The 24,990-nt window shown below is 39.3% G+C and carries 24 protein-coding genes and 1 other annotated feature; of the genes, 16 read left to right on the top strand and 8 right to left on the bottom strand.

From position 1 onward, the window contains the following. Positions 1-27: 27 nt before the first annotated feature. The 3 genes from OK414_RS25390 to OK414_RS25380 form a co-directional block, all read right to left on the bottom strand. Positions 28-1,173 carry a glycosyltransferase family 4 protein gene (locus OK414_RS25390; protein WP_216875878.1) on the bottom strand — a complete coding sequence of 382 codons (1,146 nt, stop codon included), beginning with the start codon at positions 1,171-1,173 and terminating at the stop codon, positions 28-30. 18 nt (positions 1,174-1,191) lie between these two features. Then, the gene (locus OK414_RS25385; protein ID WP_016765763.1) at positions 1,192-1,716 is read right to left on the bottom strand and encodes a phosphatase PAP2 family protein; all 525 of its coding nucleotides are present in this window, start codon (positions 1,714-1,716) and stop codon (positions 1,192-1,194) included. 191 nt (positions 1,717-1,907) lie between these two features. After that, positions 1,908-2,435, bottom strand: a complete 528-nt coding sequence (locus tag OK414_RS25380) for a gamma carbonic anhydrase family protein (RefSeq protein ID WP_014457969.1) — start codon at positions 2,433-2,435, stop codon at positions 1,908-1,910. Positions 2,436-2,542: 107 nt separating this feature from the next. On the opposite strand from OK414_RS25380, the gene OK414_RS25375 reads away from it, so the two are divergent. Then, complete coding sequence (locus OK414_RS25375; protein ID WP_013059532.1) at positions 2,543-3,319, top strand: alpha/beta fold hydrolase; 777 nt, start codon at positions 2,543-2,545, stop codon at positions 3,317-3,319. A 31-nt stretch (positions 3,320-3,350) separates the two neighbouring features. Continuing rightward, entirely contained in the window at positions 3,351-4,409 is a 1,059-nt protein-coding gene (locus OK414_RS25370) for a tetraprenyl-beta-curcumene synthase family protein (RefSeq protein ID WP_013059531.1), read from the top strand. A gap of 12 nt (positions 4,410-4,421) precedes the next feature. Here OK414_RS25370 and OK414_RS25365 read toward each other — a convergent pair whose 3' ends face one another. Both OK414_RS25365 and OK414_RS25360 read right to left on the bottom strand, forming a co-directional pair. Beyond that, on the bottom strand, positions 4,422-4,991 hold the full coding sequence (locus tag OK414_RS25365; protein WP_095378915.1) for a class I SAM-dependent methyltransferase: 570 nt from the start codon (positions 4,989-4,991) through the stop codon (positions 4,422-4,424). Further along, positions 4,988-5,950 (bottom strand): TIGR01212 family radical SAM protein, encoded by a 963-nt coding sequence (locus OK414_RS25360; RefSeq protein ID WP_013085255.1) that lies wholly within the window; start codon positions 5,948-5,950, stop codon positions 4,988-4,990. The genes OK414_RS25365 and OK414_RS25360 overlap by 4 nt, the downstream gene beginning before the upstream one ends. 169 nt (positions 5,951-6,119) lie before the next feature. Between OK414_RS25360 and OK414_RS25355 the strand changes: the two genes are divergently transcribed. The 8 genes from OK414_RS25355 (at position 6,120) to OK414_RS25320 (ending at position 13,824) form a co-directional block, all read left to right on the top strand. After that, a complete protein-coding gene (locus tag OK414_RS25355; RefSeq protein WP_013059528.1) occupies positions 6,120-6,383 on the top strand; it encodes a YtzC family protein in 264 nt (87 codons plus the stop codon). Between the two features lie 12 nt (positions 6,384-6,395). Further along, entirely contained in the window at positions 6,396-6,551 is a 156-nt protein-coding gene (locus OK414_RS25350) for a hypothetical protein (RefSeq protein WP_013059527.1), read from the top strand. A 158-nt stretch (positions 6,552-6,709) separates the two neighbouring features. Then, on the top strand, positions 6,710-7,897 hold the full coding sequence (locus tag OK414_RS25345; RefSeq protein ID WP_034648611.1) for an MDR family MFS transporter: 1,188 nt from the start codon (positions 6,710-6,712) through the stop codon (positions 7,895-7,897). Positions 7,898-8,053: 156 nt separating this feature from the next. Beyond that, positions 8,054-9,376: a GntP family permease gene (locus tag OK414_RS25340; protein WP_013085253.1), complete on the top strand. Its 1,323-nt coding sequence runs from the start codon at positions 8,054-8,056 to the stop codon at positions 9,374-9,376. A gap of 64 nt (positions 9,377-9,440) precedes the next feature. Next, a complete protein-coding gene (locus OK414_RS25335; RefSeq protein WP_034648615.1) occupies positions 9,441-9,629 on the top strand; it encodes a hypothetical protein in 189 nt (62 codons plus the stop codon). A gap of 243 nt (positions 9,630-9,872) precedes the next feature. Continuing rightward, positions 9,873-10,091: a binding site (T-box leader), on the top strand. 64 nt (positions 10,092-10,155) lie between these two features. Then, positions 10,156-12,570, top strand: coding sequence for a leucine--tRNA ligase (gene leuS / locus OK414_RS25330; RefSeq protein WP_263045141.1), 2,415 nt, complete (start codon positions 10,156-10,158; stop codon positions 12,568-12,570). A 239-nt stretch (positions 12,571-12,809) separates the two neighbouring features. Then, entirely contained in the window at positions 12,810-13,121 is a 312-nt protein-coding gene (locus tag OK414_RS25325) for a rhodanese-like domain-containing protein (RefSeq protein WP_013085250.1), read from the top strand. 523 nt (positions 13,122-13,644) lie between these two features. Beyond that, the gene (locus tag OK414_RS25320) at positions 13,645-13,824 is read left to right on the top strand and encodes a sporulation protein Cse60 (protein ID WP_013059521.1); all 180 of its coding nucleotides are present in this window, start codon (positions 13,645-13,647) and stop codon (positions 13,822-13,824) included. 4 nt (positions 13,825-13,828) lie between these two features. Here the strand turns inward: OK414_RS25320 and OK414_RS25315 are convergent, their stop codons facing one another. After that, the gene (locus OK414_RS25315) at positions 13,829-15,100 is read right to left on the bottom strand and encodes an NAD(P)/FAD-dependent oxidoreductase (protein WP_013085249.1); all 1,272 of its coding nucleotides are present in this window, start codon (positions 15,098-15,100) and stop codon (positions 13,829-13,831) included. Between the two features lie 211 nt (positions 15,101-15,311). Between OK414_RS25315 and OK414_RS25310 the strand changes: the two genes are divergently transcribed. Further along, positions 15,312-16,955: a polysaccharide biosynthesis protein gene (locus OK414_RS25310; RefSeq protein WP_263045140.1), complete on the top strand. Its 1,644-nt coding sequence runs from the start codon at positions 15,312-15,314 to the stop codon at positions 16,953-16,955. 55 nt (positions 16,956-17,010) lie between these two features. After that, a complete protein-coding gene (locus OK414_RS25305) occupies positions 17,011-17,727 on the top strand; it encodes a pseudouridine synthase (RefSeq protein WP_013085247.1) in 717 nt (238 codons plus the stop codon). 222 nt (positions 17,728-17,949) lie between these two features. Here the strand turns inward: OK414_RS25305 and OK414_RS25300 are convergent, their stop codons facing one another. Continuing rightward, on the bottom strand, positions 17,950-18,171 hold the full coding sequence (locus OK414_RS25300) for a DeoR family transcriptional regulator (RefSeq protein ID WP_013059517.1): 222 nt from the start codon (positions 18,169-18,171) through the stop codon (positions 17,950-17,952). A gap of 408 nt (positions 18,172-18,579) precedes the next feature. On the opposite strand from OK414_RS25300, the gene pepV reads away from it, so the two are divergent. Further along, positions 18,580-19,983: a dipeptidase PepV gene (gene pepV / locus OK414_RS25295; RefSeq protein WP_263045139.1), complete on the top strand. Its 1,404-nt coding sequence runs from the start codon at positions 18,580-18,582 to the stop codon at positions 19,981-19,983. 32 nt (positions 19,984-20,015) lie between these two features. On the opposite strand, the gene cysK is transcribed toward pepV, so the two are convergent. After that, on the bottom strand, positions 20,016-20,948 hold the full coding sequence (cysK, locus tag OK414_RS25290) for a cysteine synthase A (protein WP_263045138.1): 933 nt from the start codon (positions 20,946-20,948) through the stop codon (positions 20,016-20,018). 190 nt (positions 20,949-21,138) lie between these two features. Here cysK and thpR point away from each other — a divergent pair, with 190 nt between their 5' ends. The 3 genes from thpR to pulA all read left to right on the top strand — a co-directional run bounded on the left by thpR (position 21,139) and on the right by pulA (position 24,989). After that, entirely contained in the window at positions 21,139-21,693 is a 555-nt protein-coding gene (gene thpR, locus OK414_RS25285; protein WP_095378912.1) for an RNA 2',3'-cyclic phosphodiesterase, read from the top strand. 135 nt (positions 21,694-21,828) lie between these two features. Beyond that, entirely contained in the window at positions 21,829-22,755 is a 927-nt protein-coding gene (locus OK414_RS25280) for a hypothetical protein (protein ID WP_013085243.1), read from the top strand. Positions 22,756-22,847: 92 nt separating this feature from the next. Then, positions 22,848-24,989 carry a type I pullulanase gene (gene pulA / locus OK414_RS25275; protein WP_095378911.1) on the top strand — a complete coding sequence of 714 codons (2,142 nt, stop codon included), beginning with the start codon at positions 22,848-22,850 and terminating at the stop codon, positions 24,987-24,989. Position 24,990 lies beyond the last annotated feature (1 nt).

The raw sequence follows: 24,990 nt of genomic DNA, 5'->3' as shown, positions 1-24,990 counted from the left end.
AAATCTCCGTGAAAACGGAGATTTTTTTTATGCCCATTGAATACCTGCAGCAGATTTTTCTACGACGCCTTCATATTCTGAAAGCAAATGCTGAAAAATGGCGTCCCATGATTGAGTAAGAGCATAGTGTCTCGCTGCATGGCCAAAGTGAAGCCGCTGGTGCAAATCATCGAGTAAACCTGTAATAGCCGAACTGAATTCTTCTAAGGAGTGAGGTTTGCAAAGGTAGCCGTTTCGCCCGTGCTGAACCATCTGTTTAACTCCTCCTGCATTTGCTGCCACTACAGGAGTTCCAGAAGCAAGAGACTCCAGTACAACATTTCCGAAGGTTTCTGTTTCTGAAGGAAAAACAAACAAATCAGATGATGAGTAGATATGAGCAAGTTGCTTACCTTCAAGGAAGCCTGTAAATGTCATATGCTCAGATGCTTGCTGTTGCATTTGTTCTTTTAAAGGGCCGTCTCCCACAATAACCCAGTGAATTTGATGGCGGATATGATCAGGTAGAGATCGTGCAATTTTTATTAAAAAATCAGCGTTCTTTTCTTTAGCTAATCTTCCTACATATGTTAAAATGTAGGGCTTTTTAATATTATATTTAATACGAATATCGAAGCGGTCATAGTGGGGATGAAATAATTTATGATTTACTCCTCGCGACCAAATAGATACGTTGTGAAACCCTTGTTCTTCTAGCTGCTGTTTGGTCACTTCAGAGGGAGCGAATATTTTTTGTACAGGTTTATAAAACCATTTCATATATTTTTGCAGTGGTACACGCATTTTTTCAAGTTCATAGTGAGATAAATAATCATCAAAATTGGTATGATAAGAGCCGACAAGAGGAACACCTAATCTTTTCCCGTAATAGGAGCCGCAAAGCCCCATTGTAAAAGGAGTGGCCAAATGAATAATAGAAGGATTGAATTCCTGCAGCTGCTTTTTAATTTTTAGAACGTTTGGCAATGAAAAGCGGCTGTTTGGATAAAGGAAAAACGGCATGCTGGGCGAGCGGTGAATATACGTTGAAAATGACTGATCATGAGCAAATTCAGGAGCAAATACCTGGATGGGAATTTGCTTTGATTTGACATACTGGGTAAACTGATAAAGTGTTTTAGCAGCTCCGTTAACTTCTGGAGCAAATGTATCCGTAAATAAAGCAATTCTCATTAGTACTCCTCCTATCAATTAAGTTAAAAATATGTTCAGTGACACAGCACCTGAAAAGATGCCCAGTATCAGGCCTACCATGACATCCGTCGGATAGTGCAGACCGAGATAAATTCTTGAAATTCCTACCGTTACTGCAAGAGGCAAAAGAACGGTAGTGAAGGCTGGATAAACAATCATAAGAGGGGTAACCAACGAAAAAATAGCTGTTGTATGCCCAGATGGAAATGAATGATCTTTTAATGGATTTTCTAATACTTTTGTATATTTTAATTGAATATAAGGTCGTTTTCTCGGATATAGTTTTTTAGCAATGGCGACAGGAATATGACTAACGGCTAGAGAAAACGCACAAGCGTAAGCGACAGATGAAGGATGCAGAAATAGCAGCAAGCACGCTATCACAATGGTAAACGTGGCTCCGCCAGCGTGAGTTAGTAAACGTAAAAATCTATTTAAGTGCTTTCGATCAAAATGTTGGTTTACGCTTTTGAATAATCGGCATTCGGCATCATATACATACTGAATTAACTTGGCTTTCATAGAGTCGCTCCCTTTTCAATAAATACGTCTTTATTATTCAGTTTAATCTTTAATTGTGTAGGCAGTACTAAAACGATGTAAATTAATATGGAAATTTCTTTACAATTGTGGAGAGAATAGAGCATGATTGGAGAGTTTGTGGAGATAATAAAAAAATTCCCTCAGTATGGCTTTCTGAGGGAACGTTTCCTTTATAATGAAGAATCAGATTTCTTAATAGATTTATAATACTGCCCTTTTTCTACATATTCTGTACGAATGCGCTGCATATCTTTTAAATCCTCTTCTGTCAGTGTGCGGATCACTTTAGCAGGTCGGCCGAGTGCGAGAGTATTAGGGGGTATTTTTTTACCGGGAGGCACTAAGCTTCCAGCACCGATAAAAGCACCTTCACCAATTTCCGCCCCGTCTAAAATAATAGAACCCATGCCAATGAGCGCGCGTTTGCGGATGATGGAGCTATGTAAAATAACTTGATGTCCTACTGTTACATCATCCTCAATAAGCAAAGGAGCATTTGGGCTTTGATGGAGTGTTGATTGATCTTGTATATTTACTCGTTTACCAATAATCGTAGGTGAAACATCTCCTCTAATAACAGTGTTAAACCAAATGCTGCTTTCTTCACCAATGGTGACATCTCCAGTAATCGTGACATAGTCTGCGATGAAGCAGCTGGGTGCAATGGTAGGCATTTTTTCTTTATACGGATAAATCATCAAATCATCTCCCTTTATTAGTTGAAAAAAAGTAGTAAATCTTCTAATGTAAGTGTACAAAGGTTTTTTAAGCAGGTAAACAAAAAAAGGAAGAAGGAGTAACTCAAATGCATAAATGGGAAGCAGTAAATCCAAAAGGCGTTATTGTCATGGTCCATGGAGCAGCGGAGCATCACGGACGCTATCGCTGGCTGATTGAGATGTGGCGTTCGGTTGGAATGCACGTAATTATGGGAGACCTTCCTGGCCAAGGCTTAACAACAAGAAGAAGAGGACATATCCTATCCTTTGATGAATATGTGTATGAAGTGGAAGAATGGGTACGTGAAGCGCAAAAATATGATTTGCCTATTTTCCTGTTAGGCCACAGTATGGGAGGACTGGCGGTTATTCGTACGCTCCAGACAAAAAACCTTCCTATATGGGGTGCGATTCTTTCCTCTCCTTGTCTAGGATTAAAAGAGCAAGTACCGGCTTATTTAGATATGCTATCTAAAGGGTTAAATAAAGTCATGCCGAACAAACTTTTCGATTTAGGTCTCACTGTTGAAAAAGCAACAAGAAACCAAGAAGTTCGAGATGAAGATGAAAATGACTCACTGTATGTTACAAAAGTTTCTGTAAGATGGTACCGGGAATTGATCCAAGCTGTCAACTTAGCTTTTAAAGATATCGATCGTTTGCCTGATGTCCCGCTTCTTGTGATGCAGGCAGGAGAAGATAAAATTATTGAAAAGCTGATTGTTAGGCAGTGGTTTGATGAAATAGAGCTAAGTGAAAAAATCTACAAAGAATGGTCTCAGCTGTATCACGAAATCTTTAATGAGCCTGAAAGAGAATACGTTTTTACATATGCGAAAAGTTTTGTCGATCTTCACATTTAATAAATGCGGTAAGAAATTGAGGTGAAAATAAATGAAGATTCCGTCTCATCCTATTTCATTAATGAGAAAAATTTATCGAGAAGTGTTTCCTGTCGTTCATCATGAGCTTAATCATTGGCGCGAACGAGCAAAAGAGATTCCTAATAAAGAATTGCGTACTCAAGCATTGGCAAGTATCGATACAAAAACTTTTCATTGTGAAGGAGGCGGTATCCTATCGATTTTAGCGAAAGAAAACATGATTGAATGCGTGAAATTTATTGTTGCCTACCAAACAATCAGCGATTACTTAGATAACTTATGTGACCGCAGCAATTCGCTAGACCCTAAAGATTTTGCTGCCTTACATGAATCGATGCCAGATGCGTTGACTCCTCATGCACCTCTTGGGGATTACTATCGTTTTCGAGCGGATAAAGACGACGGAGGATACTTAGCCGGACTTGTCCAGACTTGTCAGCAGTCCTTGCGAAAAGCTTGTAATTACCATATAGTCTCTTCACATTTATTAGAACTAGCTAATTATTATTGTGATTTGCAAATACATAAGCATGTTGAAATCAAGGAAAGAGTTCCACGATTAGAGAATTGGTTCGATGCTCACCGGCACAGTGTTCCTGAAATGGAGTGGTATGAATTTTCAGCGTGCTCTGGTTCAACGTTAGGAATTTTTTGTTTAGTTGCTTATAGCTTTCAAGAAGAGATGACGGAAGAAATGACGCAGAAAATAAAAGCAGGATATTTTCCTTATATTCAAGGCTTACATATTTTACTCGATTATTTAATTGACCAAGAAGAAGATAAAGCAGGAGGAGATTTGAACTTTTGTTTTTATTATCCTCATTATCAGCAAATGATGGATCGCTTTTTGCATTTTGTCGTAAAAGCAGACGAATATGCTAAAAAACTGCCGGATTATCACTTTCACTGCTTTATCTATAAAGGACTCTTGGGCGTTTATTTGTCGGATCAAAAAGTGCGGGCACAAAAACATGTTCATGTGAATGCACGTAGGTTAATAAAAGCGGGGGGAGCCCTCAGCTACTTTTTCTATATCAACGGACGCTTGTACCGAATGTTAAAAAGATAAGCCATATGCGGCTTATCTTTTTTCAATAGCAATGATGAAGGGAGGGTTGTTTTGCTGATTCATGAAACGATATTGTAAAACGTGAACGTCTTTTTGGTCAAGATTTTGGACATACGTTAGTAAATCGTCTCTTTCTTGTTTCCCTTGTTCGTGTCCATGATAAATAACGAGCACAATCACTCCTTCAGGTGCTAGCAAATCAAGTAACTGCTCAATTGCAGAGATTGTTGTTTCAGAAGTGGTGACAATGTCTTTATCTCCACCTGGTAAATAACCTAAATTAAAGACAGCGCCCGTGACTCGTCTTTTGATAGAACGAGGAAGCATGTTTATATTGCTGTGGCTTTCTTGGATAAGTGTTACTCTGTTTTCTATATGGTGTTCTGTCAATCGCTGTTGAGTTGCTTGAATGGCTTGAGGTTGAATATCAAATCCATATACATGACCTGTATCTCCGACTAAGTTAGCTAAGAACAATGTATCATGTCCATTTCCTGCTGTGGCATCAATCGCGACATCTCCTTGGGCCACAGCATTAGTCAGCAATGTGCGGGCAAAAGGCAGGATACGTTCTATTTTCATCTTTCCATCAACTCTTTTTCGTAATATTTTCCTTGATAGCTTTGACGACGTTGGAGCTCTTGATCAATGGCATTTAATACGCTCCACTTATTTACGCTCCACATCGGTCCAACCATGAGGTCTATCGGTCCATCGCCTGTAATACGATGAACAATCATCTCAGGAGGGATTACTTCGAGCTGATCACATACAAGCTTTACGTATTCTTCAAATGAAAGAAATTCAACAAGGCCCTTTTCATACTGTTTGACCATAGGAGTTCCTTTTAGTAAATGAAGCAGATGAATCTTAATTCCTTGAACGTCTAATTTTGCTACTTCACGTACGGTTTCCATCATCATATCAGGTGTTTCTAAAGGCAAACCATTAATGATGTGAGAACATACGCGAATACCGTGTTTTCGAAGCTTTGCTACCCCATCTACATAGCATTGATGATCGTGTGCCCGGTTAATAAGCAGTGAAGTTCGTTCATGAACAGTTTGGAGTCCAAGTTCTACCCATAGATAAGTTCGTTCATTTAATTCAGCCAAGTATTCCACCACATCGTCGGGGAGACAGTCAGGGCGCGTGGCGATAGAAAGCCCAACAACTCCGGGAAGCTTTAAGACGGCTTCATATTTTTCACGAAGCTCCTCGACAGGAGCATGAGTATTAGTAAATGCTTGAAAATAAGCAACGTATTTTCCGTCTTTCCATTTATGATGCATTTTTTCACTGATTTCATTAAATTGGGTCACGAGGTCATCCGCTCTGTTTCCAGCAAAATCCCCTGAGCCAGCAGCACTGCAAAACGTACAGCCGCCGTGAGCTACCGTGCCGTCTCTGTTTGGACAATCAAATCCTCCATCTAAGGCTACTTTAAATACCTTATGGCCAAAGTGGTTACGTAAGTGGTAATTCCAGGTGTGATAACGTTTGTTTTCAGATTTATACGGAAATGGGTTTGTCTGACTCAAATCAGCAACCTCCTTTTTACATGCAATATACATCAACAAATTGTATCAAAAACGTGAAAAAGTGCCAAACAAATTTAAGGATGCTTATATTTAACAGGTTCTTCTTGTCGTAAAGGGAAGTAAAGTTGCGCAAAATAAGACAGAAATGAACGAATAGGAGGAATAGAGAATGACAACTCGTCAAGCAGTGGATCAACTTATGCAACAGTGTGAAGATGCTATTCGCTTTGGACAAGGTCAGTTGCAGGAAGGCATGAAGCAAGAACATTATAACGACACTGAATATACAAAAGCACAGGAAAAATTAGAAAATGCTTATAAAGAAATTGAAGAGTTTTCTCACAGTGCAAATGCACAGCAAAGAGAGCAGCTATATCGCATGCGCCTGCAAGTTCAGCAGCTGCAAAATAAATTGATCACAACTCAGCATTAAGGAGAGGATTTTATGGCAACGCGTTCAAATCAAAATAATCCGGAACAAAAAACAAAAAACGGGATCAACAGCAATGACATTGAGCTAGGAAAAGATTTTGATCCGGTAAAAGAATTAAAAGCACGAAACAGCAAGCGTGCACAGCCGGTTCGTTCGAAGCAAAAATAAGCGATAAAAAGGTGATTTTGCATGATATTGTCATGTGGAATCACCTTTTTAAATAGTCAGCGAATTTCAAATAAATTGTCTATATGTAAAAGCATTGCGAACCCTTTAAGAAAAGACTAGAATGTACGTTGGCATTCGAATAGATAGGGGGGAGATCAATGCCCAAATCACTTTGGTTTTTGATTATTGGTATGCTTGTAAACGTAACGGGAGCTTCATTTTTATGGCCTCTCAATACAATTTATATAAATGAACATTTAGGAAAGTCGTTATCCGTCGCAGGAGTGGTTCTTATGCTGAATTCTGCGGCAAGCGTAGTAGGAAATTTGCTTGGAGGAACGCTTTTTGACAAAATCGGAGGATATAAATCCATTTTATCAGGAATTATTATTACTCTTATTGCATTAGTGGGACTCGTGTTTTTCCATGGTTGGCCTACATACGTTGTTCTCTTGGTTGTTGTAGGGTTTGGATCTGGTATTGTGTTTCCATCTATGTATGCAATGGCAGGGTCCGTTTGGCCACAAGGCGGAAGAAAAGCATTTAATGCGATGTACGTTGCTCAAAATGCAGGAGTAGCTATTGGCGCCGCGGTAGGGGGCATTGTAGCGTCTTATTCATTTACGTATATTTTCTTAGCTAATACAATTTTATACGTTATTTTTCTGCTTATTGCTATTTTTTCATATCGTCATATTTCGGTTACCGTTGGACAAACGAATGTCCTTAATGAAGCAGGGAGCATTGGGCATAAAACGAAGCTGACTGCTCTTCTTATTTTATGTACGGGGTATGTCTTATGCTGGGTGGCGTATGTTCAGTGGCAAACAACGATTGCTACGCATACGCGTGAGCTGAATATACCTCTTTCTAGCTACAGTTTGCTTTGGACAATTAACGGGATTTTAATTGTAGTCGGTCAGCCTTTGATTGTACCCATCATTCAAAAAGTAGCAAAAACATTAAAAGTACAGGTCCTAATTGGAACGGTTATTTTTGTGGCTTCTTTTGTTATCGTGGTGAATGCTACAACATTTCCGCAGTTCTTAACAGCAATGGTTGTGTTAACAATTGGAGAAATGTTCGTTTGGCCAGCCATTCCGGCTGTTGCAAGTCATTTGGCTCCATCTGGAAAAGAAGGATTTTATCAAGGTGTAGTTAACAGCATGGCTACTGCAGGTAAAATGATTGGTCCTCTCTTTGGAGGCGTTATTTTCGATGCGTTTAATATGTCTACACTGTGCTATTTATTAATTGGACTATTGCTATTCAGCATGTGTACAACATGGATATACGATTATAAATTAAAAGAAAAACGTCAGCGTTCATTAACCATCTCTAAATAAATAGAGATGGTTTTATTTTTGAATGCTTAATAAACGTAGGAATGTCTTCAGTATTCCTTTAATAATATAATAAGGGTTGTGACAAGCAAAGAAAGGAGTATATACCTGTAAATGTGTAAGCGTTTTCTAATTATATGACTTCATGGGGGGCTAAACATGCTTAGTATGATTGGATTAATTGGAGGATTATTGCTGCTCATTGTATTAACGATGAGAGGCATGAATTTATTTATAGCAGGTCCGCTCAGTGCTTTAGTTGTTGCGTTAACAAGCGGAATGCCTTTATTTCCACAGCTGGTGAAAGAAGGAGAAGCAAATTTTGTTGGAAATTACATGTCTGGTTTCACAGGATTTATTGCTTCTTGGTATTTAATGTTCCTATTGGGCGCCGTCTTTGGAAAAGTGATGGAAGACAGCGGGGCTGCTGATAGTGTTTCTCGCTGGATTGTCAGTAAACTAGGAATGAAAAGAGCAGTGTTGGCGATTGTACTTGCCTGTGCGGTCTTGACATACGGAGGAGTCAGTCTGTTTGTAGTAGCATTCTCTGTCTATCCAATGGCTTTAAGCTTATTCAAACAGGCCGATTTGCCGAGGCGGTTTATCCCTGCTGCTTTAGCATTCGGTTCCGTTACGTTTACGATGACCTCGGCTGGATCGCCTGAAATCCAAAACTGGATTCCAATTGAATACTTAAAGACTAGTCCGTATGCAGGATGGGAAGTTAGTTTAGTTGTAGCAGTAGTGATGGCTGTATTCGGCTACTGGTGGTTAAAGCGCTTGATTTCAAAAGCAGTTAAAAATGGAGAGCGTTTTATATCACGCAAGAAAGATCCAGTAGTAACGGAAAATCAGTCTCTTCCTAATCCTTTATTAAGTTTGCTTCCGCTTGTGGTCGTGCTCATTATTTCTTTTGCACTTCATAAGCCACTTCAGCAATCTGCGCTGATTGTCGCACTTTTAAGCGGGATCATTGTCACTTATATTGTGAACCGAAAGCATTTTAAAGGATTTTGGAATGCAGCTTCAGAAGGAACACTGGGTGCGTTAATTGCTATTGGGAATACAGCGGCTGTCGTAGGTTTTGGAGGAGTTGCTAAGGCTGTTCCCGCGTTTGGAGTGGCTGTAGATGCCATGACGCATATTCCAGGAAGTCCGTTGATTGGAGGAGCTATTGCCGTGAGTGTTATCGCGGGGATGACAGGTTCGGCTTCAGGAGGTCAGGCGATTGCTTTGCCAATTTTAGCACCTCACTATCTAGATGCTGGTGTAAATCCAGAAGCTCTCCATCGCGTAGTAGCTATTTCCTCTGGAGTATTAGATTCCTTGCCTCATAATGGTTATGTCGTAACAACAATTAATTCTATTTGCGGAGAAACTCATAAAGATGCGTATGGATCAGTTGCAGCAATGACGGTGATTGTGCCGCTTGTTGGTCTTGTACTTGCGATCATCCTGTTTTCTTTTGGATTTGGCATTTAATAATAGCAGCTAAAGAAAATAGGGACTGGGATAAAAGTATTTTAGTTGAAGGAAGATCCGAACGATGAATCGTTCGGATCTTTTCATGTTTATGGTGAACGTAGGTTTCATTTGTTTAGGTGCTTCTAGCTGCGGAGTGGAGGGCAAGGTAAAGACTCCTGAAGTAGGTGAGACCCCGCATGAGTGTAAGAAACGAGGAGGCTCATCGGCCGCCAGCGGAAAAAGTCTTGCACGGAAATCAACAGCGGTGTAACCAAGAAATTCATACTAGCGCATTTATCCCATTTGTTCGTCTTTAAATTGGATTGATTTAATTATGTCTCAATCCCTTTTTTGTTTGGCCGTGGATGTATGTTTTTGGGAGAAGTTGTTCATATATAAGAATGAAAGAGAGGATTTAGCAACAAAGCAGTGCTGCATTGCAGAAACTTTTACAAAATCCCTTGAACAACTTGCAGTTTACGAACATATTATTTACAATACAAGGTAGTATGATGTAAAAACTATGATAAGGAATAGTAGTGAACGAAGCGAGCTAAGAGAGCTGACGGGTGGTGCGAGTCAGCAAACGAGCGTTCATGAACTCACCTTGGAGTTGTAAATGTGAAGTAAAGTAACATTTGCCGTCTATCCGCGTTAAGGAAAATGAGTGAGTACATAATTGTGCTAATTTGGGTGGTACCGCGGGAAGTTTATTCAACCTCTCGTCCCTTTGTTTGAGGGATGAGGGGTTTTTTAGTTTAATTAAATACAGCTGGAGCGTACAAGGAGGATTATGTATGGCTTTTAATCATGAAAAGATCGAACAAAAATGGCAAAAAGTTTGGGAAGAAAATAAAACATTTAGAACAACAGAAGATGAAGGAAAGCGTAAATTTTACGCATTAGATATGTTCCCTTATCCATCTGGCGCTGGTTTACACGTTGGGCATCCAGAAGGTTATACAGCAACGGATATTTTATCTCGTATGAAGCGTATGCAAGGATACAATGTACTTCATCCGATGGGATGGGATGCATTCGGACTACCTGCTGAACAGTATGCATTAGATACAGGAAACGACCCGGCTGAATTCACTGAACTTAACATTAATAATTTCCGTCGTCAAATCAAATCGTTAGGTTTCTCTTACGATTGGGAGCGAGAAATTAATACAACTGATCCAAACTACTACAAATGGACACAGTGGATTTTCTTACAGCTATATAAAAACGGCTTAGCTTATGTGGATGAAGTAGCTGTTAACTGGTGTCCTGCTCTAGGAACAGTACTTGCGAACGAAGAAGTTATTGACGGCAAAAGTGAGCGTGGGGGACATCCGGTTGAGCGTCGTCCAATGAAGCAGTGGATGCTTAAAATCACAGCTTATGCAGATCGTTTACTAGAAGATTTAGATGAGCTTGATTGGCCAGAAAGTATTAAAGAAATGCAGCGCAACTGGATTGGCCGCTCTGAAGGAGCTCACGTGCACTTCACAATCGATGGATACAAGGACACATTTACTGTGTTCACAACGCGTCCTGACACGCTATTTGGAGCAACGTATGCCGTTTTAGCACCTGAACATCCGTTTGTAGAAAAAATTACAACAGCCGAACAAAAAGAAGCGGTAGAAGCGTATTTAGATCAAATTAAAAGCAAAAGCGATTTAGAACGTACAGACTTAGCTAAAGACAAAACTGGCGTATTCACTGGTGCTTATGCAATTAACCCTGTAAACGGCGAGAGAATGCCAATTTGGATTGCTGACTATGTTTTAATGAGCTATGGCACAGGTGCAATTATGGCTGTTCCAGCTCATGATGAGCGTGATTATGAATTTGCTGTTAAATTTGAACTGCCGATTAAAGAAGTAGTAGCGGGCGGAGACGTTTCAAAAGAAGCTTATACAGGCGACGGCGAGCACGTTAATTCAGACTTCTTAAATGGTTTAGATAAAGAAGAAGCAATTTCAAATATGATTCAGTGGCTTCAAACAAATGAAAAAGGTGAAAAACAAGTAACATACCGTCTGCGTGACTGGTTATTCAGTCGTCAGCGCTACTGGGGTGAACCAATTCCTGTTATTCACTGGGAAGATGGCACAACGACTGCAGTTCCTGAAGATCAGCTTCCGCTTGTGTTACCAAAAACGACTGAAATTAAACCGTCAGGCACAGGTGAATCTCCGTTAGCAAACATTGATGACTGGGTGAACGTAGTAGATCCGGAAACAGGCAAAAAAGGGCGCCGCGAAACAAATACAATGCCTCAATGGGCAGGCAGCTGCTGGTATTACTTACGCTACATTGATCCAACAAACAGTGAAGTGTTAGCAGATGCAGATAAATTAAAAGAATGGTTGCCGGTTGATATTTATATCGGTGGAGCTGAACACGCTGTTCTTCACTTATTATATGCTCGTTTCTGGCATAAGTTTTTATATGATATCGGCGTAGTTCCAACAAAAGAGCCGTTCCAAAAACTGTTTAACCAAGGTATGATTCTTGGAGAAAACAACGAAAAAATGAGTAAGTCAAAAGGTAACGTTGTAAACCCAGACGAGATCGTAGAAAGCCACGGAGCAGATACGCTTCGCCTTTATGAAATGTTCATGGGGCCTTTAGATGCGTCAATCGCCTGGTCAACAAAAGGGCTTGATGGTGCACGCCGTTTCTTAGATCGTGTATGGCGCTTACTTGTTGACGATAACGGTGAATTAAGCAGCAAGGTTCAAGAAAGCAATGACACTACGCTTGAACGCGTGTATCACCAAACGGTGAAAAAAGTAACGGAAGATTACGAAGGCCTCCGTTTTAATACAGGTATCTCTCAGCTTATGGTATTCATCAATGATGCATACAAAGTTGACGTGCTGCCAAAGCAATACGTAGAAGGATTTGTGAAGCTATTAGCACCAATTTGTCCTCATACGACTGAGGAATTATGGAGCAAACTAGGTCACGAAGATACAATTTCGTATGAGGCTTGGCCTGCGTTTGACGAAGCAAAACTTGTAGATGATGAAGTGGAAATTGTCGTTCAAATTAACGGTAAAGTACGTGCGAAAGTAAACGTACCTGCTGAGGCGTCTCGTGAAGAGCTTCAAGATATTGCAATGGCTAATGAAGATGTTCAAGAGTTCATTGAAGGTAAGACAGTGCGCAAAGTGATTGCTGTGCCTGGTAAATTAGTAAACATCGTAGCTAATTAAGTATTGATGTAGAACAGAACCCCTGACTGCTCTTTAGTCAGGGGTTCTGTTCTAGACCTAAGTGCCTGATGTCCGCCTTTCCGGGTTGACATCAGGCGCTTAGTCAAACCTTTAACTACGATTGGAAGGGCTTAGGCAGGCTGCTGCTTAAGCTTTTCTTATTTAGTGGCATAAAGGTATTTGAATTTGCTACAATAGCGATAGCAAGCTGAATGAAAGAATAGAGAGGAATGACGAAGATGGAAGAAGTAAAAGTAATTACGCCTGAAGAACTTCAAAAACGCGTTGAAAATGGAGAAGAACTTCATTTAGTTGATGTGCGCGAAGATGAAGAAGTAGCAGAAGGAATGATTCCAACTGCTAAACACATTCGTATGAATGATATTCCAGGTAATGTGGATTATTTCGATAAAGACAAAGAATATATTTTCATTTGCCGTTCGGGCCGCCGCAGTGAAAACGTATGTTACTACCTTCAAGAACAAGGATATAAAGTAACAAATATGGTTGGCGGTATGTTAGAGTGGGAAGGAAAAACGGTTAATAAATAAAAAAGAGGCTGGGACAAAAGTATCTTAGCTGAAGTGAAAAATGAACCTTTGATCAACATATTTGATTAGTGGTTCATTTTTTTTGTTAGGGTGAACATAGGTTTTATTTGTTTCGTTTCCTCTCCTCTAGCAGCTGATTGGAAGGCAAGGCGAAGACTCCTGCGAGAAAAGCGGAAAAGGTGAGACCCCCCAGGAGCGCAAGCGAGGAGGAGGATCACCGGCCGCCCGCGGAAAGCGAAGTCTTGAAAGGAAATTGACTGCCGTGTCACAAGCGTTTCAGCTCATGTATCCCATTTGTTCGTCTTTAGATTGAGTTCATTTCGTTATGTCTCAACCTCTTTTTTGAATGACACTTCTGCCATCCGACTAAAATGATAGCAGGAAAACAAATGATGACTAAATCTATAAAAGCTCTCATAAAAATAGAGGTAGTAAGAGATTGAAAATCCGTACAAAAACCATCATCAAGAGAAACAGTCCATTCTGATTGAAACAAATTTGATAGGACAAGGTGGTAGAAGCTGTGATACAAGTGAAAATGTTTGATAAAGAGCACGAAAAAGATTTAGAATTTGCGGTGAACCGATTTTTACGGAAATTAGAGGATGAAGACGTCGTTGATATTAAATACCAAGTGACAGTGGATGTTGATCGTGATGAGCAGGTGTACTGTTTTTCAGCCATGGTTATGTATAAAGCCTAGCATATTATGCTAGGCTTGTTGCAAATTCTCCTGCATTACTTCCAGCCAAACGGCCTGTTACAAGAGCAGAAGTGATATTATATCCTCCAGTGTATCCATGGATATCAAGAATTTCCCCGCAGAAGTAAAGGCCTTGCATAAATTTCGAAGACATTTCTTTTGGGTGAATTTCTTTAACAGATACGCCGCCTCCTGTGACGAATGCTTTTTCTAAAGAAAGCGTGCCGTTTACAGCAAATTCAAATCGTTTGCACAGTCTTGCAAATTCTCTCAGTTTCTCATGCTGAAGCTGTCCTGCTAGCGCTTGGCTATCAATGCTTGCTTGCTCGAGTAAAAACAATAGATAGCGTTCAGATACAAAACCTTTTAAGACATTTTTAATTGCTTTTTTCGGCTCTTCTTTTGTTGTTTTGACTAATTTTTGGAAAATATCTTCGTCATTTTGGCTAGGAAATAAATCAAGAGACATTTGAACAGTATTGCTTTTTTGTTTCTTTAACTCTTTAACAACATATTGGCTGCAGCGAAGAGCGGCAGGGCCAGAGATGCCAAAGTGAGTGAAAATCATATCCATTTGATGAGTAATGACAGGCTTGCCTTTTTTATTAAGCACGCTTAGTCCTACATTGCGAAGCGATAGACCTTGAAGCGTTTTGGTTTTAATAAAGTGTTCGCTAGATGTAATAGGAACTTCTGTTGGGTAAAGTTCAGTAATTTTATGCCCCGCATCTTTTGCCCATTGATAACCGTCTCCTGTGGAACCTGTATGAGGTACTGATTTTCCACCTACTGCAATCACAACGCTTTTTGTTTGGATTGCTTCCCCGTTTTGAAGCACAACTTCTTTCACGGTGTTGTTCTCATAGTGTACGCGTTTAACGGCTGTGTTTGTGCGAATTGTCACACGAAGACGGTGAAGTTCGCTAATTAATGCGTCAACAACAGATTGCGCTTTATTGCTGACCGGAAACATACGGCCGTGATCTTCTTCTTTTAATTTAATTCCAAGGCCTTCAAAATAAGAGATGATATCTTCGTTATTAAAAACAGAAAACGCACTGTATAAAAAGCGTCCGTTTCCTGGAATGTGTTTAATAAGTTCATCAATGGGAAGACGGTTTGTCACATTACAGCGTCCGCCTCCAGAAATGGCAAGCTTTCGTCCAAGTTTATTGCCTTTATCAATTAATAATACGTTTGCACCTGACTCACCAGCTGCAATCGATGCCATCAAACCAGAAGGTCCTCCTCCGATTACGACTACATCATATATCATACTTTCACCAACCTGTCTATTCTTAAAAAAATTTAGTTTGTTCACTGACAAATCTCTCAACATTGGATAAAATGGGCTATAGTCTTTGTTTTTTTAGTTTGTTGACGAGTGCGAGTGAGTATAAGACCTTTCTTAGTGTATACTGTCACTTGCTTCTTTTCAATTCTATCATTATTATCAGTATGTAACATTAAGTATCGGAGGCAAACGTATGTCTGATTCAAAATTGTTAAGAGGGACCTTTGTGCTAACGCTTGGCACTTATGTATCCCGAATCTTGGGAATGATTTATTTATTTCCATTTGCGATCCTTGTTGGAACCGTAGGGGGAGCACTGTTTGGTTACGGATATAACCAATATGCTATTTATTTAAGTATTGCTACAGCCGGTATGCCAATGGCCGTATCGAAATTTGTATCAAAATATAATGCACTCGGTGATTACTATACGAGTAGAAGAATGTATCGGGCCGGCATGAAATTAATGTTTGTCACAGGAATACTTGCATTTTTACTTTTATATTCGTTAGCTCCTGTTATGTCTAGAATTACACTGGGAGGTTCTGATTTAAATAACTCCTTAGAAGATGTAGTAATGGTTATGCGAATGGTTAGTGTTGCGTTAATTGTAGTACCGATGATGAGTTTAATGCGAGGATTTTTCCAAGGTCACCAGTCTATGGGACCAACAGCTGTTTCACAAGTAGTTGAACAGCTTGTGCGGGTTGTCTTTTTATTGGCATCTACCTATATCGTCATCAAAGTTGTCCATGGAAGTCTTGCATTAGCCGTTGGATTTGCTACGATGGGGGCTTTTGTAGGAGCTCTTGCTGGACTGGCTGTATTAATTTGGTACTGGAAAAAACGAAAGCCTTATCTTGATAAAATGGTGAACGAGCAGACGGTAACGCCTACGCGTATTTCTACCGTATCCATTTTTAAAGAGCTGCTTACGTATTCATTGCCATATGTCTTTGTCAGCTTGGCTATTCCGCTTTATCAATATGTGGACCAATTCACATTTAACCGTGCAATGGTAGCGGCTGGACAAAAAGAAATAGCAGAGTCAATGAACGGAATTGTTCAGTCTTATGTTCCAAAGCTTGTGATGATTCCCGTTTCATTAGCTACTGCGTTCGGTTTGACTCTTGTACCAACGATTACACGTTCCTTTGTGAATAAAGATTATAACGTACTGCAAAAGCAAATTGACCAAACATATCAAACGATTATGTTTCTTGTGCTGCCAGCATCTGTAGGATTAATGGCTTTAGCTGGCCCAGCCTATACGTTTTTCTTTGGAACAGATGCATCGGATGCGGGTGGAAATGTCTTGCTTTACTATGCACCGGTAGCTTTATTGTTCTCATTTTTTACGGTGAATGGAGCTATTTTACAAGGAATCAACAAACAAAAATATGCTGTTTTAAGTCTATTATTTGGATTGATTGTGAAAATTGTCGTGAACGTTCCATTTATTCTTATGTTCCACGAGATTGGTTCAGTTTTAGCGACTGCACTAGGCTATATCGTATCTCTTGTTTATATGTTTGCGCTTATTCAAAAACACGCAAAATATAACTACAGTGAGTTTATAAAACGCTCTGTGCTTATTCTCATTTTTGTTGCGATTATGGGAATCAGCGTAAAAATTGTCGCAGCAGTGATTGGTCTGTTTACAACGCCAGGACGATTCTCTGCCACTGTTATTACAATTATAGGAGCAGCAGTAGGCGGCCTTATTTACTTTATTATTACCTATCGTTCAAGCCTGCTTGAAAAAGTAATGGGAGCGAGGGTAACTGGTGCAATTGAAAGAAAGATACTGCGCCGAAATAAACAGCGCAGTGCCTAAGTAAGAAGATGACTCGTTAGAGTCATCTTCTTTTCAAAAAAGAGGAGGATATTACATGCGTTTGGATAAATTGCTTTCTACCATTGGGTACGGAAGCCGAAAAGAAGTTAAAGGTCTTTTAAAGACTGGAGCTGTTAAGGTAGACGGTTCAGCAGTTAAAGATGCTAAGGTCCACGTTAATCCAGATGAACAAGAAATCACTGTGCATGGCGAAGCCGTTTCTTACCGAGAATTTGTTTACTTTATGCTTCATAAGCCTCAAGGCGTCATATCAGCAACAGAAGATTCTCTTCATGAAACAGTTTTGGACTTACTTGAACTTGACGATGCTGTGTATGACCCATTTCCGGTAGGGCGTTTAGATAAAGATACAGAAGGGCTCTTGCTGCTGACGAATGACGGTCAGCTTGCACATCAGCTGCTATCTCCTAAAAAACACGTTCCTAAAACATATTTTGCAAAAATTAATGCACCGGTGACTGAAGAAGATGCTGAAGCATTTAGACAAGGTGTCACTCTTGATGATGGATATGTAACAAAATCAGCAGAGTTAAAGATACTAACAAGCGGTGTGGAATCAGAAATTGAATTAACGATCGTTGAAGGAAAATTTCATCAAGTGAAGCGTATGTTTGAAGCAAGAGGAAAAAAAGTAACGTATTTAAAACGTTTATCTATGGGAGCTTTGCTGTTAGACGAGTCATTAGATTTAGGAGAGTATAGGGAGTTAACGGAAGAAGAACTAGCTTTATTGCAAAAATCAAATGCCTAAGAAGAGGCGAAAGAAAAAGGAACCTAAGTCTAAAATGGTTCCTTTTTTTGTCCACTTTGTTAGACAAGTGAAACATTTCACGTTAAAGCACTTAAACGAGTACCAACTCTGCTTGACGTGCAAATGGAGCGGGGGACTATGCACTCGTCCAAGTCTTGACTTTCTACTGCGTAGAATTTTATCTCTATATATAAATCACTTACTACCCTTGAAATAAACTTACTAGGATGACATCTTGACCTTCTTTTGCGTAGTCGTCCATGTACCGCGACTTGGGCTGCGAACTAAATCATTATATGCTAACACATTCAAGTCACGCTGAATGGTTCTTGGTGTAATACCAAATTCGTCTACAAGCTCTTGCGTTGTAACTGTTCCATTTTTACAAATGAACATATAGACCGATTTGATACGAGTTAGCATTCGATTAGTTGAAGGTTTCAAAAAACCACTTCCTTATTCGTTTTTCGTAAGGCACAACTTCTTTATAACTCTGAGATGTCAAGCACTATTTCAGTCCTTATCCTTATTGTACACAAAATCGACAGAAAAATAAAAGAGAAAACGCAAATTAACACAATATTTACAAAAAATGATATAAATATGTAATCCTTTCGTAACATCTCCTTCCTCTATTTGCACATTTTTTATAGTATATGTAAACAATAAACAAATAGAATCCGTTTTTATCGATTGTGCCTACAATTTATTTCCCGGAATTTTGACTCTGTAAACCTTTGATATGAAAGGAAAGAGACAATTATTTCTTTCTATATAAAGGTATGATAAAGTTAAATTTACCAATAGTAACGATAGATACAATCTGTAAAAGCAGGAAAAGGAGACAAACAGATGACGGCAATTAATTGGAAAGAGGAAGTTCAAAAAAGAGAAGCTGAAATTCTAGCTGATACGCAGCGTTTTTTACAAATTAAAAGTGTTTTGACAAGCACAGAAAAACAAGAAGAGCCATTTGGACCTGGAATTGCTCAAGCGCTTGACTTTCTTTTAAATAAAGGAAAAAATGACGGGTTTTCTGTCAAGAACGTAGACGGATATGCAGGTCATATTGAAGCAGGAGAAGGGAAAGACCTTCTTGGCATTCTTTGTCACGTAGACGTTGTTCCTGAAGGAGACGGGTGGTCGGTTGATCCATACGGCGGTGAAATAAAAGACGGGAAAATTTTTGCTAGAGGAGCAATCGATGACAAAGGCCCGACGATGGCTGCTTATTATGCAATGAAAATTGTGAAAGATTTAGGGCTTCCTCTATCTAAACGGGTTCGAATGATCATTGGAACGGATGAAGAAAGTGACTGGAGATGTGTGGACCACTACTTCAATCATGAAGAGATGCCAACTATGGGGTTTGCGCCCGATGCCGATTTTCCTATCATTTTTGCTGAAAAAGGCATTACAGACGTAGAAATTCGCCAGCAGCCAATTGAAGGAACAAAGGGAAGCGTTCAGCTTACATCATTTGTCTCTGGGCGACGCTACAATATGGTTCCTGATCTTGCAACAGCTGTTCTTGAATTCCATAGTGAAACGGATATTAAAAATAAATATGATCAATTTTTAAAGGATCAGTCTTTAAAAGGTTCAATAACAGAAAAGAGCGGTGTATACACACTTACTTTAGAAGGCGTTTCAGCACATGGCAGTGTGCCAGATAAAGGGAAAAATGCTGGACTTATGCTTCTTCGCTTTTTACACACATTAGAACTTGATGAACAAGCTAATCAGTTTGTAGGTTATGCAAATGCGTATTTAGTCCAAGATGCACTAGGAGAAAAAATGGGCTTAAATCGCAAAGATGAGGTCACGGGTGATTTAACGATAAATGTTGGAATCATGTCTTACTATCAAGAAGAAGCGGGGCACTTTGGTTTAAACATTCGCTATCCTGTATCAGCTCATATTGACGACATTATTGATACGATTAAAGAAAAAAGTGAATCTTATCAAATGACCATCAAACATTTTACAGATTCTAAACCACATCATGTCGATCAAAAACATGAGCTTATTCAAACGCTTCAAAAGGTTTACCAAGAACAAACAAATGAAGAACCTACACTTATTTCAATTGGAGGAGGAACGTATGCCAGAGCATTGGAAGCGGGTGTGGCATTTGGACCTCTTTTCCCAGGCCGTGAAGAAGTAGCGCACGAAAAAGACGAGTACATGGTAATTGAAGATTTACTTCGTGCAACAGCTATTTATGCACAGGCTATTTACGAATTAGCTAAATAAAAAAAGCGAACGCCTTTGCGTTCGCTTTTTTATTATTCAAATGAGAACAGGTCACTTGATAAATAACGTTCACCTGTATCGCAAGCAATACATACGACCACTTGATCAGGAGATAATTTTTTGGCTACCTCGATAGCAGCATAGCACGCAGCGCCAGATGAAGGACCGACTAAAATTCCTTCTTCAGAAGCCAAGCGTCGCGTAATATCGTAGGCTTGTTCATCTTTAATTTTTAAAATTTCGTCGTAAACATCTACATTAAGCGTATCAGGAATAAATCCAGGGCTTGTTCCTACAAGCTTGTGCTTCCCAGGTCTTCCTCCAGATAATACAGGAGACCCGGCTGGTTCCACAACATGAACGGTCATATTTGGATAGTTTTCTCTTAGTACTTCACCAGTTCCTGTAATCGTTCCGCCTGTTCCAGCAGTAGCAACAAAAGCAGATAGGTCTTTGCCTAACTCGTTCATTGCCTCGATAATTTCTTTAGCAGTCGTTTTTCGATGAGCGTCAGGGTTTGCATTATTTTCAAACTGCATGGGCATAAATGCATTTGGAATTTCTTTTGTAAGCTCTTCTGCCTTGCGAATTGCTCCTGGCATTTTCTCATCGCCCGGTGTTAGAACAACTTCAGCACCATATGCTTTTAACAAGTTAATTCGTTCTTGAGTCATGGTATCTGGCATAACTAAAATAGAACGATAACCTCTTGCCGCTGCATTCATTGCTAAGCCAATACCTGTATTTCCGCTCGTTGGTTCAATAATAGTAGAATTTTCATTGAGCAAGCCTGCTTTTTCAGCTTCCAAGATCATATTAAAAGCAGCACGGTCTTTCACACTACGGCTTGGATTAAAAAACTCTAGTTTTAAGTAAACGGATGCTCCATCTGCAGGTTGAAGACGATTCAACTTAACAAGAGGTGTCTCGCCAATCAAATCAGCCATACTATTAACAACTTTCATTCTTCTCATCCTTTTCTTATAAAAATTCTCTGTATTGTTTCTATGATAACACAAATTCTTATTTTTTAAGCACATGACAAATTTTCAGAAAAACCTCTCTATTTCATCCGAAAAAACCTTTAAAATAGATCTAGCTCTTTTTGAACATAACCAATTGGGGAAAGATAATAAAAAGAAAAGGAGAGATTTGATGAAAGGCGATAAACATTATTTTATTGGAATCAACGTGCCTGTATCCATTGCACATCAGGCAGAAAATTGGGCAAAGGAATTAATACCTTTTCCTTTCAAACAATGGACATACTCTGACGATTATCATATAACGCTACAATTTTTAGGGTTTTTAGATGACAAAAAGGAAAAGCTGATTACGCGCTTAAAAGAAGTAGCCTCCCGTCATTCAAGTTTTTCGCTGCAGACAGGTCAGTACGATGTGTTCGGTGCGTATAAGAAGCCCAGAGTGCTTTATGTAAGCCTTAGGCCAAATGATAAGCTTATGAATCTGCAAAGGGATATACAGGCCGTATGGGAAGATCTAAGCGGCCTGTACGAAAAACGTCCTTATCGTCCTCATATTACGATTGCAAAGAAGTGGGGAGGGGAAGCCGGACTTTTGGAAGAACAGTTAAAGCAAACGTCGATTGAAGAACAGTTTCAAGTAAGTTCGTTTGCCCTTTTTGAAGTTCATCCTGCTAGCAAACCTAAATATAAAAAAATACTATCTTTTTCCTTGCAGTCACAGTAGCATATGAACATAAAAGCATGGAGAGAGGTTATTTAAAAATCGCTCTTATCAAAGGAAAGAAAACGCCGATGATAATAGAGAAATCATCGGCGAACAAAGTTTTAGAGGAATTTTAATTAGGGGATTGATGTAAACGTGGCGCAGCTACTTAAGGTGCAAGATTATATTTCCCGTTATGAAAAAGACGTTTATCACTACACGTCTCAGTTTAATCACTTAAAAAAGCATAATTGGAAGAAAGCAAAGCAATTATTTGAAGAAGGGCTATTACATGAGCCGCCTGTACAAGAAGAAATAAAAGCTCAACGTTCATTTTTGCAAAAGGCAAAAGAGCGGTTTACAAGAAAAAAAGAAACGTGTGAAGTGGAAGAAGCGTTCTCTAGCGATAGCGTGGAAAATCAAGAGCTATTGAGGTTTACAACTCTTCCACAAACAGCGGAAGACTTGAAAATATTGTTTTTAGAAAATGTATTTGATCTTCAAATGAAATGGGCTACATCCACTTTATTTGAGTTCTCACAAGCAGATCGTAAATATTACCATGATGAAGCTCTCCGTTATTTTATTCAGCGCTTTCCTGATACGTGTCTCGTGATGTACAAGCCTGTTTTCATGATTAATAAAGCTCCGGTAGAAGGAGATATCGTTATTGTTACTCCAACGGAAACCCTCTGTATTTGTTTAATAGAAACATATAAAAGCGCTGTTTTTCAGTATTCAAAAGAAAATTTTTGGACAGAGTTAAGAGGAAGAGATCAAAAAAAGATATTAAATCCTTTAATTGGGTTAAATCGAACGGAGCAAATTGTCCGAAGCATCTATCGTACTCACGATATTGAACATAACGTAAAGAAAATATTACTGAGCAGAAATGGATATATTGATTACGCTGCTGAGCCTTATCAGGTTGAATTTGTAGATGCTAGAAAGTACGAAGAGTGGTTTTATGAACTTAGGAAATCTAAAGCACCTTTAAAGTTTAAGCAGATGAAAGCAGCTCAAGTATTGCTCGAACACAGCCAGAGTATTTATTTTGACCGGGAATTCGAAGCAGGTGAATAATACGAACATTCAAGCTATGAAAGTGCTTTCGTTTTTGCGTTTACTACATATAATGCTACTAAAGAGGTAATTGGCATAAGGAGGAGAAAAGGATGACTGGTGATAATAAGTTTCAAGCTTATTTAGATCAAATAGATCGTATTACTCTTTTAGTTCCAACTTCTTATCATGAAGGTCAAATTGATTTTTTTGTGATTAAAAGTACACAAATGCATGAGACCATCTCTATTGAAAACGTACATGAATTAGAAGGATTTATCAAATATGAAGGCAAGGTCGAAGGTAGCATAGAAATTGGACAGTCGTACGTTATCTGTGATAATTACGGAGAGAAAGTTCCGCTGCAGGTAGGGGCTGTTATACGAACCAAAGAGTTTGATGAGAGATTTTATTATAATCAAAATGATTTGGGTGCAGCCTTTTATTCAGATCATATTATGATAAAAATTTGGGCCCCGACTGCATCAGCAGTGATTTTAAAATTAATACATGCAAACAGCGGCAAAGAAGAACTGTACGTCATGGCTCGTCAAAGAAAAGGCGTATGGGAAAAGAAACTTCCCTTAGATAAAGAAGGGTATTATTATCGATTTTTAATAGATGTAAACGGCCGGACAAATGAAGCCGTGGATCCTTATGCCGTTGCAGCTACAGCAAATAGTGAATACGGAGTTCTGATAAATCTTCATACAGTTTATGTTCATCCCCATGAAAAGCCACCTTTCCTTCAGCCAACGGATGCCGTTATTTACGAAATGCACGTTCGCGACTTTTCTATTCACCCTTCAAGCGGGATAGAAAAAAAAGGCACGTACCTAGCTGTTACTGAATCAAGCGGGCAGCCAGGCAAAACAACAGGTCTTCATTATTTAAAAGAGCTAGGAGTGACCCACCTTGAATTTCTTCCTATTAACGACTTTGGCGGAGTAGATGAATTAAACCCTCATGCTTCTTATAATTGGGGGTATAATCCATTGTTGTTTAATGTACCAGAAGGAGGCTACTCCGCTGACCCTTCAAATCCTGCCACTCGTATTGCTGAAGTGAAACAATTAATATCAACACTTCATCAACAGGGATTCCGTGTTATTATAGATGTAGTTTATAATCACGTATTTGTACGAGAGGAATCACCTTTTGAAAAAATTGTTCCGGGCTATTATTTTCGACATGATGAGTTTGGGATGCCTTCGAACGGGACGGGAGTAGGAAATGATTTTGCTTCTGAACGGAAAATGGCGCAAAAGTTTATTATCGATTCAGTATTGTTTTGGATAAAAGAGTACGACGTTGATGGGCTTCGCTTTGACCTCATGGGGATTTTAGATATAGAAACGATGAACATTATTCGGGAAAAAATAAATGAAATTGATTCTACTATTTTGGTGTTTGGCGAAGGCTGGGATTTAAATACTCCTATTCCCTATAATCAAAAAGCAATTATGGCGAATGCCCGCCAAACGCCTCAAATCGGCTATTTTAATGATCGCTTTCGAGATTCTGTAAAAGGAAGCACGTTTGATGTATATGAAAAAGGTTTTATCAGCGGAAGTATTCATCAAAAAGAGACCGTGCAATCTGTGATAGCGGGGAGCATTCTGGATAAAGAAGACAGCCGGGCTTTATTTATAAATCCAGCACAATCAGTTAATTACGTTGAATCACATGATAATCATACGCTGTGGGATAAGTTAACGAATTCAAATGGAGAAGAAGACGAAGATACACGTAGAAGTCGTCACCGACTTGCTACTGCTATTGTACTTCTTTCGCAAGGCATACCGTTTCTTCATAGTGGTCAAGAGTTTTACCGCACTAAACAAGGCGTAGAGAACAGCTATAATTCACCCGATGATATTAATGCACTTGATTGGAATCGACGGATCAAATTTTCTCCTGACGTGAATTGGGTTCAAGAGCTGATTCGTATTCGCAAACAGCACGGTGCATTTCGCTTGGGAGATGCTTCAGCGATTAGGCAGCATATCTCTTTCCTAAATACGCCGCAATCCGTTATTGGCTATTGCTTATCAAACGTATTGGCTTACGGTCCGTGGAAGAATATTATTGTGTTTTTTAATCAAGGCCTAATGGAAGAAAAAGTAGTTTTGCCAGAAGGACCATGGAAAATAGCACTTGATCATTGTAAAGTATATAAAAATGGGTATCCTACTATAGAGGATAATGCTATAAACGTTTCAAAGCTTAGCGTTCTTATTTTATTTCAAACGTAAT

Origin of the sequence: Priestia sp. JV24 (assembly GCF_025910025.1) — a bacterium.
Lineage (GTDB): Bacteria > Bacillota > Bacilli > Bacillales > Bacillaceae_H > Priestia > Priestia megaterium.
Note: the sequence above shows the minus strand (reverse complement) of the source record. Positions and strands in the feature narration are given on the sequence as shown.

What these genes read in the sequence shown, in the direction of transcription:
- OK414_RS25315 (WP_013085249.1), bottom strand. Translation starts at nt 15,100, where the DNA reads ATGATATATGATGTAGTCGTAATCGGAGGAGGACCTTCTGGTTTGATG.
- OK414_RS25375 (WP_013059532.1), top strand. Translation starts at nt 2,543, where the DNA reads ATGCATAAATGGGAAGCAGTAAATCCAAAAGGCGTTATTGTCATGGTC.
- OK414_RS25370 (WP_013059531.1), top strand. Translation starts at nt 3,351, where the DNA reads ATGAAGATTCCGTCTCATCCTATTTCATTAATGAGAAAAATTTATCGA.
- OK414_RS25350 (WP_013059527.1), top strand. Translation starts at nt 6,396, where the DNA reads ATGGCAACGCGTTCAAATCAAAATAATCCGGAACAAAAAACAAAAAAC.
- OK414_RS25310 (WP_263045140.1), top strand. Translation starts at nt 15,312, where the DNA reads ATGTCTGATTCAAAATTGTTAAGAGGGACCTTTGTGCTAACGCTTGGC.
- thpR (WP_095378912.1), top strand. Translation starts at nt 21,139, where the DNA reads ATGAAAGGCGATAAACATTATTTTATTGGAATCAACGTGCCTGTATCC.
- cysK (WP_263045138.1), bottom strand. Translation starts at nt 20,948, where the DNA reads ATGAAAGTTGTTAATAGTATGGCTGATTTGATTGGCGAGACACCTCTT.
- OK414_RS25305 (WP_013085247.1), top strand. Translation starts at nt 17,011, where the DNA reads ATGCGTTTGGATAAATTGCTTTCTACCATTGGGTACGGAAGCCGAAAA.
- OK414_RS25335 (WP_034648615.1), top strand. Translation starts at nt 9,441, where the DNA reads ATGAATCGTTCGGATCTTTTCATGTTTATGGTGAACGTAGGTTTCATT.
- OK414_RS25325 (WP_013085250.1), top strand. Translation starts at nt 12,810, where the DNA reads ATGGAAGAAGTAAAAGTAATTACGCCTGAAGAACTTCAAAAACGCGTT.
- pulA (WP_095378911.1), top strand. Translation starts at nt 22,848, where the DNA reads ATGACTGGTGATAATAAGTTTCAAGCTTATTTAGATCAAATAGATCGT.
- OK414_RS25340 (WP_013085253.1), top strand. Translation starts at nt 8,054, where the DNA reads ATGCTTAGTATGATTGGATTAATTGGAGGATTATTGCTGCTCATTGTA.
- OK414_RS25385 (WP_016765763.1), bottom strand. Translation starts at nt 1,716, where the DNA reads ATGAAAGCCAAGTTAATTCAGTATGTATATGATGCCGAATGCCGATTA.
- OK414_RS25355 (WP_013059528.1), top strand. Translation starts at nt 6,120, where the DNA reads ATGACAACTCGTCAAGCAGTGGATCAACTTATGCAACAGTGTGAAGAT.
- OK414_RS25380 (WP_014457969.1), bottom strand. Translation starts at nt 2,435, where the DNA reads ATGATTTATCCGTATAAAGAAAAAATGCCTACCATTGCACCCAGCTGC.
- OK414_RS25345 (WP_034648611.1), top strand. Translation starts at nt 6,710, where the DNA reads ATGCCCAAATCACTTTGGTTTTTGATTATTGGTATGCTTGTAAACGTA.
- pepV (WP_263045139.1), top strand. Translation starts at nt 18,580, where the DNA reads ATGACGGCAATTAATTGGAAAGAGGAAGTTCAAAAAAGAGAAGCTGAA.
- OK414_RS25365 (WP_095378915.1), bottom strand. Translation starts at nt 4,991, where the DNA reads ATGAAAATAGAACGTATCCTGCCTTTTGCCCGCACATTGCTGACTAAT.
- OK414_RS25390 (WP_216875878.1), bottom strand. Translation starts at nt 1,173, where the DNA reads ATGAGAATTGCTTTATTTACGGATACATTTGCTCCAGAAGTTAACGGA.
- leuS (WP_263045141.1), top strand. Translation starts at nt 10,156, where the DNA reads ATGGCTTTTAATCATGAAAAGATCGAACAAAAATGGCAAAAAGTTTGG.